Annotated in this window: 8 protein-coding genes; 3 read left to right on the top strand and 5 right to left on the bottom strand. The window is 49.9% G+C overall.

Features of this window, described 5'->3' with window-relative positions; translation table 11 throughout:
- Positions 1 to 5: 5 nt before the first annotated feature.
- The 3 genes from BP71_RS16610 to BP71_RS16600 form a co-directional block, all read right to left on the bottom strand.
- Positions 6 to 2,762: a DNA gyrase/topoisomerase IV subunit A gene (locus BP71_RS16610; protein WP_496381134.1), complete on the bottom strand. Its 2,757-nt coding sequence runs from the start codon at positions 2,760 to 2,762 to the stop codon at positions 6 to 8.
- A gap of 166 nt (positions 2,763 to 2,928) precedes the next feature.
- Positions 2,929 to 3,582: an NUDIX hydrolase gene (locus BP71_RS16605; RefSeq protein WP_496381132.1), complete on the bottom strand. Its 654-nt coding sequence runs from the start codon at positions 3,580 to 3,582 to the stop codon at positions 2,929 to 2,931.
- A gap of 149 nt (positions 3,583 to 3,731) precedes the next feature.
- Positions 3,732 to 5,306: an NAD(P)/FAD-dependent oxidoreductase gene (locus BP71_RS16600; RefSeq protein ID WP_496381130.1), complete on the bottom strand. Its 1,575-nt coding sequence runs from the start codon at positions 5,304 to 5,306 to the stop codon at positions 3,732 to 3,734.
- Positions 5,307 to 5,430: 124 nt separating this feature from the next.
- Between BP71_RS16600 and BP71_RS16595 the strand changes: the two genes are divergently transcribed.
- Together BP71_RS16595 and BP71_RS16590 are read left to right on the top strand one after the other, a co-directional pair.
- Complete coding sequence (locus tag BP71_RS16595) at positions 5,431 to 6,354, top strand: sugar phosphate isomerase/epimerase family protein (RefSeq protein ID WP_496381853.1); 924 nt, start codon at positions 5,431 to 5,433, stop codon at positions 6,352 to 6,354.
- Positions 6,355 to 6,552: 198 nt separating this feature from the next.
- A complete protein-coding gene (locus BP71_RS16590) occupies positions 6,553 to 7,716 on the top strand; it encodes an acyl-CoA dehydrogenase family protein (RefSeq protein ID WP_496381129.1) in 1,164 nt (387 codons plus the stop codon).
- A gap of 7 nt (positions 7,717 to 7,723) precedes the next feature.
- Here the strand turns inward: BP71_RS16590 and BP71_RS16585 are convergent, their stop codons facing one another.
- Both BP71_RS16585 and BP71_RS16580 read right to left on the bottom strand, forming a co-directional pair.
- Complete coding sequence (locus BP71_RS16585; protein ID WP_496381127.1) at positions 7,724 to 8,749, bottom strand: sterol desaturase family protein; 1,026 nt, start codon at positions 8,747 to 8,749, stop codon at positions 7,724 to 7,726.
- A gap of 140 nt (positions 8,750 to 8,889) precedes the next feature.
- A complete protein-coding gene (locus BP71_RS16580; RefSeq protein ID WP_496381125.1) occupies positions 8,890 to 10,380 on the bottom strand; it encodes a helix-turn-helix domain-containing protein in 1,491 nt (496 codons plus the stop codon).
- A 344-nt stretch (positions 10,381 to 10,724) separates the two neighbouring features.
- Here BP71_RS16580 and leuS point away from each other — a divergent pair, with 344 nt between their 5' ends.
- Positions 10,725 to 13,568: a leucine--tRNA ligase gene (gene leuS, locus BP71_RS16575; RefSeq protein ID WP_496381123.1), complete on the top strand. Its 2,844-nt coding sequence runs from the start codon at positions 10,725 to 10,727 to the stop codon at positions 13,566 to 13,568.
- The last annotated feature ends 16 nt before the right edge of the window (positions 13,569 to 13,584 follow it).

Genomic DNA, 13,584 nt, shown 5'->3' with positions numbered 1-13,584 from the left:
CAGTCTTATTCGAACAAGCCGAGTTGACTCTTTGAGGAATCGGGTCCTTTTTTGCTCTCTTTTTTAGGCTTGGTATCATCTTCGGTGTTGCCGCCTAATTCTTCCTGAGCATTTTCATCCGGCTTTGTTTCTTCACCCTCAAGCGGAGTAACAGTATTTTCCGTCAAAGCATTCGCTGGATTGTCCTGAGTTTCTTCGTTTCCGATTTCGTCGTCAGGCAAATCATCTGCCGCTTCCGTTGCGGCCGGCTCTTCAACGGGCACCGGAAGTGATTCGAGCCAGCGGATTTCCTTAAATTTGTCGTTGGGGATCTTATTTCCCTGTGCACGCCATCCGCGGATATCCACCATTTCTTCCACCACGTATTCTTCTGCGGTCTGCTCTTTCTGTGCAGTTTTCGGATACACGATTTCCAATCGGGGGCGGATGTCCGTACTGGCCAGGATCAGCTTGCTGTTTTTGGCATCACTGATAAAGAGGAATTTCTTGTCGAGTGAGGAAGTCTCGATATTGAAACGTTTGATAAAATGCTGCTTTTGACCACCATCAAAGTAAACGGCGGTAATCGGAAGCTTGGAGTCGAATTTTTTAACGAGCAGCACCTCGTGCGGCTCATAGTGATTGGTCATGTCAAAATTGGTCAGCTCATAGGAGCCTTCCTTGTAAACCACCACAATGTTATCCGACGGGCCAAAATTACCAAGGTATTCACCTCTTTCATCCCGGTTGAGGCGCCCGATGATCGGATCGAACCACATATCCACTCCGCCGAGCGTGGAACGGCCAGCCTGTTTCAACGTAATTTTCCGGACCGGATATTTGGTCAGAATATTACCCATGGCACTGCGATTCTTGATCAGGAGCTCGGCAAAGTTATAGTCGAACTGTTTTACCTTGGCTTTACTCTGGGCGGTAAGGCTTACCGTAATGATCTCCGCTTCGCCATTTTCATTAGGCGTAAAGTAGGTGATTTTGGATTTTGGAGTCCCCTGGGTCAGGTCGTATTCGCGGTCGCGCGTTACGGCCGTTACCTGGAAGCGTTTGGCATAGGAAACACCGGTTTTACCATCAACATACACCAGATTGTACACCTGCCGCTCGTCATTTTTGACAAACACGGCGCAATGGATAATGTCTTTACCTACAAACACTTTGTCCTGGACCTTAGTGACCAGGCAGCGCCCGTCTCCCCTGAATACGATGACGTCGTCGATATCGGAGCAGTCCATCACATACTCATCTTTTTTCAGGCCATAACCTACAAAACCTTCGGCGCGGTTAACGTACAGTTTCTGGTTATTGGCGGCCACGATATTCGCTGAGATCTGGTTGAAAGCGCGGATTTCAGTTCTTCTGCCGCGTCCTTTCCCATACTTTTTGAGGAGATCTTTGAAATAGTCGATCGCAAAGCGGGTGATGTGTGCGAGGTTATCCTCGGTTTCGGCAAGATCCTCCTCCCATTTGCGCATTTGCTCCTCGGCTTTGAAACCGTCGTATTTCGAAATACGTTTGATCCTGATCTCCGTCAGTGCTACGATATCTTCGTCGGTGATCTCGCGGTAAAATTGCGGTTTATAAGGTTCTAAACCTTTGTCGATCGTCCTGATAACCGCTTCAAATGTTTCGCATTCTTCGATATCGCGGTAAATGCGGTTTTCGATGAATATTTTTTCGAGTGAACCGTACAGAATCTTTTCCAGCAATGCGAGCCTTTTGATTTCCAGTTCGCGCTGTAACAGATGGACGGTCTGTTGGGTATTGTATTTTAAAATTTCGGTTACCCCGACAAAGTGCGGCTTATCACCGATAATGATACACGCATTGGGTGAAATGGACACTTCGCATTCGGTGAATGCGTAAAGTGCGTCCATCGTGATGTCCGGCGAAACCCCGGGGGCCAGGTGAACCTGTATTTCAACATCCGCAGCGGTGTTATCCACCACCTTTTTGATCTTGATCTTACCCGCGTCGTTGGCCTTAATGATGGAATCGATCAGCGAGGTAGTGGTGGTACCGAACGGGATGTCCCGGATTACCAGCATCTTTTTATCCTCTTCCTCGATTTTCGCGCGAACCCTTACTTTTCCTCCCCGGTGACCGTCGTTGTAGTTCGAAATGTCGACGTGTCCGCCGGTCAGGAAATCCGGATAAATGATTACTTCCTTGCCCTGCAGGATGTTGATAGACGCCTCGATCAGTTCGCAAAAGTTGTGTGGGAGGATTTTGGTGGACAATCCCACGGCAATACCTTCCACACCGAGTGAAAGCAGGATCGGGAATTTTACGGGGAGTGTCACCGGTTCCCGCTTTCTGCCGTCATAGGATAGCTGCCATTCGGTGGTGTCGTCATTAAAAACGATTTCCTTGGCAAACCGGGAAAGCCTTACTTCGATATAACGGGCTGCTGCGGCGCCGTCGCCGGTGCGGATATCTCCCCAGTTACCCTGCGTGTCAAAAAGCAACTCTTTTTGCCCGATATTGACGATCGCATCATAAATGGAAGCATCCCCGTGCGGGTGATATTGCATCGACGAGCCTACGACATTTGCTACCTTATTGAAACGGCCGTCGTCCATTTCGTTCAATGCGTGCATAATGCGCCGCTGCACCGGTTTCAAGCCATCTTCAATGGCTGGAACGGCACGCTCCAGAATTACGTAAGAGGCATAATCGAGAAACCAGTTTTCATAGAGGCCCGAAATGGGCAGTTTTTCATGTAATCCGCTATCTTCTACGTCGGGCGCAGCTCCGTTTTCGTCCATAAATGCAGGAAGAACCAGGTTTTAAGTATTCAGTAAATTTGTCAGCTATCTAGGCTTGCCGGTCTTCACCGGGGGACTGGTTCATTCCAAAAGAACAAAACAGGGTGAATTTTACCGGAAGATTAGGTTGAATTAACTGCTAATATAGCAAATAAAGCGAGATAAATCAGTTTTCGGGGGAGTTGTCAGGCGCATTGAGGACGGCCAGCAGTTCACTGATCATCATGGCAGTAGCCCCCCATATTTTGTATCCTTGCACCATATAGTGCGGAGCATGTACCTGTTCGCCACGGACTTGGATATCGCTGGACCCGATGATGTCCACATCGGAGATTTCTTCCAGGCGGATTTCAAATATATCTTCCACTTCCCGGGGATCGGGGTAAAACCCGGGGCGGTAAGGCATCACTCCAATCACCGGCAGAACATAAAAATTACTGGCAGGGATAAACAGTTCTGTCAGTGCGCCCAGAATTTCCACGTCGGTGAGTCGTAACCCTATTTCCTCCTGTGCTTCACGGAGAGCAGTGCGGATGAGGTTTTCATCGCTGAGTTCATAGCGTCCGCCAGGGAATGCTACCTGCCCGCTGTGCACACCGTCGTAGGCCGGACGGAGGATTAACGGAAAGTAAATGTCATTCTGATAGGGATAAAATAGGATCAGGACAGCACTTTTACGTGTTCGTGCATTGGGTTTGAAAGTCAGCCTGAGCCTACTGGAGGCCATCATTGCCTGGTGGGCCGTTTCACCGGGAAGCGGGAACCGCAGTTTTTGTTTTAGTCTGGAAGTAAATTCAAAAAACGGTCCCAAAGCGGCCATGTCAGGCGGAATGTGGTTTTAAAATAGTCAGGTCTCAAAAAAAAACTTCATACCAAACATCCTGAATATCTCCGGCAGCGTGTGAATGGATAGTGTGATTGTCCTTGTACGCAAATATAACAATTCCAGAGTTCCTTTGATAAAGCTGTTTACCTGTGTACATGCCGGGCAAGCTGTTCCGCACACCGCTCTCCATCCATGGCTGCGGACATAATTCCTCCCGCGTAGCCGGCACCTTCTCCGCAGGGGAACAGGCCTTTGATTTCAGGATGTTCGCAGGTTTCCCGGTTCCGTGGGATTCTGACGGGCGAGGAGGTCCGGCTTTCGACACCGATAAGCTGCGCGTCACCCGAAAGGTATCCCCTCATTTTTTTTCCAAAATCAGAAAAAGCATCCCGCAACGGAAAGGCGATGTGGGCAGGAAGGACCTCATATAAATCAACAGATTGAAGGCCGGGCTGGTAGGAGGTATCCCGTAGACTGGCGGATATCCTGTTTTTAACAAAATCCGTAGCCAGCTGGGCCGGAGCGGTTTGTGTATTGCCTGCAAGCCGGCAAGCAGCCTGTTCCAGTTCGCGCTGCAATTGCAGGCCGGCCATCGGGCCGTAATCTTTGTAAGGGGTCAGATCGGCTTCTTCGATCGCAACAACCATGCCGGAGTTGGCATAGGGTGAGTCCCTGCGGGATGGCGACATTCCATTCACTACAACCTCACCGGAAGCCGTGGCAGCCGGTACAATGAAGCCTCCGGGGCACATGCAAAATGAGAACACACCGCGCTGTACCCCCTTGTAGTGGGTTTGGGTTACCAGGCTGTAAGACGCCGCAGGCAGATAGGGTCCGCGGTCGACGTCACAATGATATTGTATTTTGTCGATGGTATTCTGAGGGTGTTCAATGCGCACTCCCATTGCAAATGATTTGCTTTCTATCAGGATGTTTCTGACATGAAGCATTTCGTAGATATCACGGGCAGAATGGCCCGTTGCCAGAATAACGCCAATGCCCGTGTGTTCTTTCTGACCGTCAGTCACCACTCCGTTAATTCGTTGGTCTCTGATGATCAGATCTGTCACTTTTGTGTCGAAATAGATTTCGCCTCCGGATTGGAGTATGCTTTCTCTCATTTCTGAAACAACCACCGGCAATTTGTTCGTCCCGATATGCGGATGTGTGTCGATCAGGATTTGTTCACTGGCACCATGGGCTACGAAAATTTCGAGTACCCGCCGGATATCCCCTCTTTTATTGGATCGGGTGTAAAGTTTCCCGTCCGAATAGGTTCCGGCTCCCCCTTCGCCGAAACAATAGTTGGATTCAGGGTTGACGATATGGTCCTTATTGATAGCAGCCAGGTCGCGCCGCCGCGTACGCACATCTTTTCCGCGTTCGAAAAGTACCGGTTTAATGCCCAGCTCGATCAACCGCAAAGCGGCGAACATTCCCGCTGGTCCGCATCCGATAATCAATGCCTGTGGCCGGTCATTCACGTTGGGGTATGCGATAGGAGTGCCTATCAATGAGGGAGGAGTTTCTCCCACATAAACTTCTGCCTGGACAATGACCTTCACCTGACGGCTCCGTGCGTCGATGGATTGGCGTGTTTTGCGGATAAAGGGCTCGTCGCCGCTGCGGAGGCGTAATTTTTGAATTACAAAGCGACGGAAGTTTTCGTCGTCCAGCGCGATTTCCGGCGCCAGCGTCAGTTGAAGCGTATGTTGCATGCTGGGAAAGGGATTTATCCTTCAATGCGCAAAGGTACGGAGACTTTCCTGGTCCTTCAAACCGGAACGGTAGCATTCGGGGATTATGACCTTTTATTCCAACATCTCACTATCGAACCTGATCATGTCTCTAAACCGTCGTCAGTTTATCAGCTCGCTGGCAGCCGCAGCCGGTACTGCTGCTTTACCCGGAACCTCCGTGGCTCAGAGCGACAAAGCCCCATTTCCTGTTTCCTGCAACCAGTACTCATGGATTACTTTTTATGCGCGCGACGGAAAGGAATGGGGGAAAGACCCTGATGCCTGCCTGGCTGAATTTGCCTCCACGGGGATCAAGGCCTATGAGCCTGCATTCAATCATGTCGATGAAGTGCCGAAGTTATTACCGGTTTTGAAAAAGCACGGTCTGGCGATGCCATCTGTGTATGTGAACACGTCGTTGCACACCGCCGGGGAAGCCGGGAAATCCATCGGGTCGGTCCTGGCCATTGCCGATGCGTTGCAACCAGCAGGGACCAAGATCATTGTTACCAATCCAAACCCTATTCAATGGGGAAGTGATAAGAATAAATTCGATGGCGAGCTGGGGGAGCAGGCGCGAAACCTCGATCTGCTTGGAGCGGAACTCAAAAAACGGGGGATGACGCTCGCCTATCATACGCATGACGTCGAGTTGCGTGCGGCCGCGCGCGAGTTTCATCACATGCTGCTGGCAACCGACCCTAAACATGTTTCGCTCTGCCTGGATGTGCATTGGGTTTATCGTGGTTCAGGTAATTCACAGGTGGCACTTTTTGATATCGTCAGGCTGTACGGCAAACGCATTACCGAGCTGCATCTCAGACAGTCAATCAGCGGGATCTGGCAGGAGACTTTCGGAGAAGGGGATATCGATTATCCAAGGCTCGTCAGGGAATTGAATGCGATCGATGTGAAACCGCACCTGGTCCTCGAACAATGTCTGGAAAAAACCTCCCCCAAAACAATGGACGGCATTCAAGCGCATAAGGAGGATATGGTTTACATGAAGAAGGTTTTCGGAGTGTAGAAATGGGCAGCCATGGTCGATGAAAATTTGAACCTAAACTGATGGGCAAGTTTGAGAAATAGACGATTAAGCTGTTGTCTGGTGCAACGGGACCCAAGGAATTTTTTATGAGGAGAATATTTCAGAAATTGTAAATACCCGGCCCGATAGAAGCCAAGCTAAGCGAAATGCAAATGGATGTACGCCTGATATTCAGAAATGTCTAACACCGATTTTTTTAGTATCTCAGCACTGTTGTCCCCTGAGCAACGCCTTGTTCGTCAGGCAGTAGGGGACTTTACTGACAGGGAGATTCGACCTGTTATTGAGGAATATGCCCAGAAGGCGGATTTTCCGCTGCATTTGATCCCGAAATTCGGGGAGCTGGGTGTTTTTGGACCCACTATTTCTGCGCAGTACGGTGGTGGTGGGCTCGATTATATCAGCTATGGCCTGATGTGCCAGGAGATCGAAAAAGGAGATTCCGGCATGCGATCGACTATTTCGGTGCAAAGTTCGCTGGTCATGTGGCCCATTGATGCCTATGGCTCGGAAGCGCAGAAGCAGAAGTACCTTCCTAAACTGGCGACGGGTGAATGGCTGGGATGCTTCGGGCTCACCGAGCCCGATCATGGTTCGAATCCGGGCGGCATGCAAACCCATATCGTAAAGACAGATGGCGGATATATTCTCAACGGGTCGAAAATGTGGATATCCAATGCGCCGTTTGCAGATCTGGCGTTGGTATGGGCAAAAAATGAGGAGGGCCGGGTCCAGGGCCTGATCGTGGAGCGTGGCATGAAGGGATTCGCTACTCCTGAAATCCATCATAAGTGGTCATTACGGGCGAGCGCGACCGGTGAACTGGTTTTTGACCAGGTATTTGTTCCCGAGGCCAATATGCTTCCGGGGGCGATTGGACTGAAAGCCGCACTGCAATGCCTGGATAAAGCGCGGTACGGCATTGCCTGGGGAGCTATCGGAGCGGCGATGGATTGCTATGAGACTGCCGTAAAATACGCCGGGGAGCGTATCCAGTTCGGTAAACCGATTGCGACATTTCAGCTGACGCAGAAGAAACTGGCCGAAATGCTGACGGAAATCACAAAGGCACAGTTGCTCGCCTGGCGTCTGGGTACATTGATGGATGCGGGTGAGGCTACGACTGTCCAGATTTCAATGGCTAAGCGGAACAATGTCGAAATGGCGCTAAACGTAGCCCGGGAGGCCAGGCAGATCCTCGGAGCCATGGGTATTAGCGGTGAGTATCCTATCATGCGGCACATGATGAACCTCGAATCCGTCATCACGTATGAGGGGACACATGATATTCATCTGCTTATTTTGGGAGCAGATATCACGGGGTTCAGCGCGTTTAAATGACTTTCGCTTACAGACTGCCGGCCGTCGAATTTTCCGGGCAGGTATTTTCGATTATCGGCTCCGGACTGCCGGCTGCTGATGCTTCCAGCTTTCTTTGCAGATCCTTACTGGTTGCTCTTGATCCGTCCGGCGACCAGCCGGGTGCCTTGAAAAGGTATCGGAGTTTTGTTGTGAAATTGACCGGTTGCCTGAAATCATCGCCAATCGCCTGCCATTCATGAAATACAGTTTGTGCCAGTCCATTCTGCGCTGTCGGCTTGGTGAGGCCATAGTGAGGCGGAACGGTTGATAACTCTTCCTGGAAAGTGCCGAAAATGCGGTCCCAGATGATCAGGCACATGCCCATGTTTTTATCGAGATATTGCACATTGCTCGCGTGATGCACACGGTGATGCGACGGCGTTACGAAGATGTATTCGAGCCAGCCCAGTTTGCCCACATACTCAGTATGAACGATAATGCCGTAAATCTGGGTAATGGAATACATGACGATGATATCCGCCGGATTGAACCCGACCAATGTGAGCGGTATGAAGTATACAAACCGGTAGAGTGGTTGAAAAACCGATGACCGGAAGCCGGTAGTCAGGTTGAAATGTTGAGATGAATGGTGTGTCACATGTACCGCCCAGAACAGCCGGCAATGATGGTCGACATAATGCAAAGTGTAAAAAGCCAGATCCTCGGCAAGGAATAGCGCAAACCAGTACAGATAAGGAGCGGCGATCGGCTCAATAAACGAAAAATTGTAAAACCAGATCAGCACACCTACGTAAGCCGCACGGAAAAGCAGGTCGATCCCACCGTTCAGGAGCATGAGCACCGCATTCATCACCGTATCCCTGAGGGAGTAAGTCGGACGTCCGGCTGGTTCATTATGCGGTACGATGTGCGTCAAAAAAATCTCCAGGCCGATCAGGCATATATAAAACGGCGTCGACAGTTTTAAAAGGAGGTCCTCAAAATCATAAGTGCCGGGCATAGCAGTTTCTTCAAATAGTGAACAAAGATAGTTGAGAAGAGAAATGTACAATTTGACCGGCCTATTTCTAAGAATTTTTTAATGGGAGCCGGCGGGTTACTTATCTGACATTCTTGATACAGGAAACCCCCATAAGAGGTTCAAAATTTCCCGGATTTACTTTGCGTCCGTTTCAGAATCCCTGAGAACGGTTAGTTAATCATCCTCTTGAGCGCCTTTCTCAACTCTTCATTTTTGTGTCGTTTCTGAAGAATCACCGGTGCCGCGATACGTTCACGGCAGTCGAACAACGAGCATCGCTCGCAGGTCTGGTTTACCTCCCTGGAAGGAAGCGTGGGATCATTGAGAAAAGCAAGTTTTTCGCGTGTCTGCTCGTCGAGGTAAATGCCCATGGATACACTCACGTTCAGGTTCGGAGTGGGTGACATGGGTTGCGCGAAGCTGATGACCAGATACTGATCCTGCGTGTCGATGTAAGTCGATTTCTGCGCCTTGCAAAGAATGCCGGGTTGCTGTTTGGCCAGGATAATATCCCCCAGGTCGTTCAGGATCGTGAGCGCGACCCATCTTCGGCAATAATGCTCGTCCCGTACAGTATGCGGATAGTGCTTTCTGGATATGTGCATTTCCTTCGTCATATGGAACAGGTTCTGGCCGACGAAGTTGTTGAACCGGGAAAAGAAGATCTGGTTGATGCCGAAATACCGTGGCAGCACATTGCTTAGCCGGTAGCAGAAAGATTCCGGTGTGGTATTGAAATCGTGGATCAGTTGGATGAGCTTTTCCGGCTGCCAGGTTTTTTGTGCAAAAAAATCGGCGATGGCAGGTACGAGCAGGGTCCGTTTGATAATAATGGCGCTGGCAAAGTATGACGCCTTGAAATTATTAAGCAGCTGCTCAAAAGATTCTGCCTCCACCAGCGCTGTGGTGTGCAACCGGTTTTTCAGGTTCAGATACAGATAGCCGATCTCCCGCCCATAGATGAACGCGCGCTGCACCGATGATAAATGAGCGTTGATCAGCAGGCGCGTCCCGCCCGAATTGCTGATGGTCAGCGACCTGACCGTGGCAAATTCCGGGTTGTTGCGTTCATTGATCAGCTCGATGCTGTATTGGTAATGGTTTTTCAGAATGTTTTCGAGTGAGGCTTCGTCCAGGAGCCTTGTAGCCTCCACATGATGTTCGCCGAGGAACCGCTCTGCTTCGAGTTCGATGTCTTCGAAGTAGTTGTCGTGCATTTCCTGGTAGGTACGGAGCGCCGAGAAATAGAATTTCTCGATGGACATATTGTAATTCCGCGCGATCTCGATCAGTGTCCCCACGAATGCACTGATCTTGGTGGGGGCGTCGGAGAGGATTTCAAGCAGGTTGGCAGGGTCTATCCCGAACAGTTCCAGTGGTAGCTCCGTCAATACGTTCGAACTGAGAAGATCTGAGATCGGTTCGAGCCGTTTGCTGAGTTTCAACGAAACCAGTGTGTCGTAATCGACGTCGATGGCACCGGCCAATGCAAGGATCTTGTCGGATTTGGGATATTTTTTTCCTTTTTCAATTTCATTGATATAGGAAATCGACAACCCCGATTTCTGGGAAAGATCGCTGAGCGACATTCCCTTATCGAGCCGGAGCTGTTTGAGTTTGAGTCCGAAAACCAGTCTTACATTATCGGTATTAATAGCCACTTTGTTGATTTATAAGCCTGATTTTGTGCGATTTCGCTTACAGGCAATTTACTTAAAGAAACACAAAAGTAGAAATCACCCCGGATTCGGCATTCATGGTGAACAAAAAAACGGTACCGTTCACACAGACGCCGGGCCGACGTTACAGAACTATCAATATCATACCCATCACCTTATCGGGATCTAATCATTTTAGGGGACAACCTGAATCCGGTCAAAAAAAGCTATTTTTGCGGTTTATTTAGAAACAACAAAACCAACAGTAGCTTTATCTTCTGATAATCAGGACTCTGGGCGAATGCGCACACCAAATGCTCCGGGAAAAGCATAACATCTAGCAAAATATGAGTGAGTATAGTCATCGGGAAATAGAAAAAAAATGGCAGGCTTACTGGCAGGAGAAGGGGACCTTCCATGTATCCAATGCGTCGGGATTGCCTAAATATTATGTGTTAGACATGTTTCCCTATCCTTCGGGTGCGGGGCTGCATGTAGGGCATCCGCTGGGGTACATCGCCTCGGATATCTATTCCCGCTACAAAAGACTGAAAGGGTTCAATGTGCTGCATCCGATGGGTTTCGACAGCTTCGGGTTACCTGCAGAGCAGTACGCGATCCAAACCGGCCAGCACCCTGCTATCACCACCGAGCAGAACATTGCCCGCTATATCGAACAGCTGAAAAACCTGGGCTTGAGCTATGACTGGAGCCGGGAAGTGAGGACTTCGGACCCGGGTTACTATAAATGGACCCAATGGATTTTCTCCGAACTGTTCAACAGCTGGTACAACAACGATACAGACCAGGCAGAGCCGATAGAGACATTGACTGCCAAATTCCGGGAAAACGGTAATGCGGACGTCAATGCACCCCGCGATGAGGAAACGCCCGCATTCACGGCAGCGGAGTGGAATGCGTGGTCGGAGGAGACGCAATATAAAATGACTTTAAAATACCGCCTGACCTATGTGGCCGACGCTACCGTCAACTGGTGCCCTGGCCTGGGTTCGGTATTATCCAATGATGAGGTAAAAGACGGTGTTTCGGAGCGTGGCGGTTTCCCGGTGATCCAGAAACTGATGCGCCAGTGGATGATGCGCATTACGGCCTACGCACAGCGTCTGATCGATGGGCTGGATCAGGTGGACTGGACGGAATCATTGAAGGAACAGCAACGCAACTGGATTGGGCGTTCCGTTGGAGCGCTGGTCAAATTCCAGGTATGGGAAGAAGGGCAGGATGGAGGAAAGGGAGAATCGAATTCAGCTTCCTCTTATATCGAAGTGTTCACAACCAGGGTCGATACGATTTACGGTGTCACGTTCATGGTCATTGCACCGGAACATGAGCTGGTGGATGTGATCACCACTTCTGAGCAGCGCCCGGAAATCGATGCCTACATTGCAATGACACAGAAAAAATCAGAGCGTGACCGGATGTCGGATGTGAAAACGGTGTCAGGCGCATTCACGGGTGCGTATGTGACCAATCCATTCAATGGGGAGAAAGTCCCGGTTTACATTGCCGACTATGTATTGGCAGGTTACGGAACAGGTGCGGTTATGGCCGTTCCGTCCGGAGACCAGCGCGACTGGAATTTTGCCACGCATTTCAACCTGCCCATTATCCCGATACTGGACGCGCAGAAGGACGTTGAAACGCAAGCCGATGCGACCAAGGAAGGAAAATATATTAATTCGGGGATCATCAACGGGCTTACTTACAAGGAAGCGACTGACGTCCTGATCAATTGGCTTGAGGAGAAGGGGATCGGGAAAGGAAAAATCAATTATCGTCTGCGCGATGCGGTTTTCAGTCGCCAGCGTTACTGGGGCGAGCCTGTTCCTGTTTATTACAAAAATGACAGTGAAGGTCAGCCGGTACCTTATTTGCTGGATTTGAATGAATTGCCTCTGAACTTACCGGAAGTAGACAAGTACCTGCCTACCGAAACCGGAGAACCCCCGCTGGGACGTGCACAGGACTGGGCTCATGCATCAGGCAATGGCTATGAACTGAGCACCATGCCGGGATGGGCGGGCAGCAGCTGGTACTGGTACCGTTATATGGATCCTAAAAATGAAGGTGATTTCGCGTCCAAAGAGGCTATCAGCTATTGGAAAGACGTGGATTTGTACATCGGCGGAACCGAACACGCGACGGGACATTTGCTGTACAGCCGTTTTTGGAACAAGTTTATGAAAGACCGGGGTTATGTGCCTGAGGAAGAGCCTTTCAAGAAGCTGATCAACCAGGGGATGATCCAGGGGCGGAGTAATTTTGTGTACCGCGTTAAGGGAGACGATTATAGTAAACCTGTTTTCGTGAGTGCCGGGCTGAAATCGCAATACGAAGTTTCTGCATTGCATGTCGATGTAAATATTGTAGAGAACGATGTGCTCGACGTGGAGAAATTCAAAGCTTCACGGCCGGATATTGCCGGTGAAAATGCCGGGTTCATTCTGGAAGACGGTAAATATGTTTGCGGCGTCGAGGTTGAGAAAATGTCTAAATCCAAGTTCAATGTGGTGAACCCGGATGATATTGTAGAGCGATACGGGGCAGACACTCTCCGTTTGTACGAAATGTTCCTCGGGCCTTTGGAACAGGCAAAACCCTGGAATACCAACGGAATCGACGGTACCTACCGCTTTATTCGCAAATTGTGGCGGTTATTTTACAGCGAGACCGGGCAATGGCAGGTGAAAGATGTACCTGCGAAACCGGAAGAGTTGAAGATTTTGCATAAAACGATCAAGAAGATCGGCGAAGACATCGAAAATTTCTCTTTCAATACGGCAGTAAGTGCGTTCATGGTGTGTGTGAATGAGCTGGGTGCGTCGAAGTGCCAGAGTAAATCTGTATTGCAGGAGCTCGTGGTATTGCTCTCGCCTTATGCCCCGCACATTTCCGAAGAACTTTGGGACGCATTGGGTAACGAAAAAGGAATGGTTTCCAAAGCGGCATTTCCGCAGTGGGAGCAACAGTATGTGGTGGATTCTGTATTTGAATACCCGATCCAGATCAACGGAAAGGTGCGGGCGTCGTTGTCATTCCCGCTGGAAACCCCCGCCGCTGAAATAGAGCAAAGCGTGCTGGCTGACGAGGCGGTGCTGAAATGGATGGAAGGAAAGCCTGCGAAAAAGGTAATCGTTGTTCCGAAACGCATTGTGAACGTGGTGATCTGATCCGTTCCATCCGCAT

This window comes from Dyadobacter ginsengisoli DSM 21015 (genome assembly GCF_059568735.1).
Note: the sequence above shows the minus strand (reverse complement) of the source record. Positions and strands in the feature narration are given on the sequence as shown.

Excerpts from the sequence above, each read along its gene's own strand:
- leuS (WP_496381123.1), top strand. The coding sequence starts at position 10,725 with ATGAGTGAGTATAGTCATCGGGAAATAGAAAAAAAATGGCAGGCTTAC.
- BP71_RS16595 (WP_496381853.1), top strand. The coding sequence starts at position 5,431 with ATGTCTCTAAACCGTCGTCAGTTTATCAGCTCGCTGGCAGCCGCAGCC.
- BP71_RS16600 (WP_496381130.1), bottom strand. The coding sequence starts at position 5,306 with ATGCAACATACGCTTCAACTGACGCTGGCGCCGGAAATCGCGCTGGAC.
- BP71_RS16610 (WP_496381134.1), bottom strand. The coding sequence starts at position 2,762 with ATGGACGAAAACGGAGCTGCGCCCGACGTAGAAGATAGCGGATTACAT.
- BP71_RS16590 (WP_496381129.1), top strand. The coding sequence starts at position 6,553 with ATGTCTAACACCGATTTTTTTAGTATCTCAGCACTGTTGTCCCCTGAG.
- BP71_RS16605 (WP_496381132.1), bottom strand. The coding sequence starts at position 3,582 with ATGGCCGCTTTGGGACCGTTTTTTGAATTTACTTCCAGACTAAAACAA.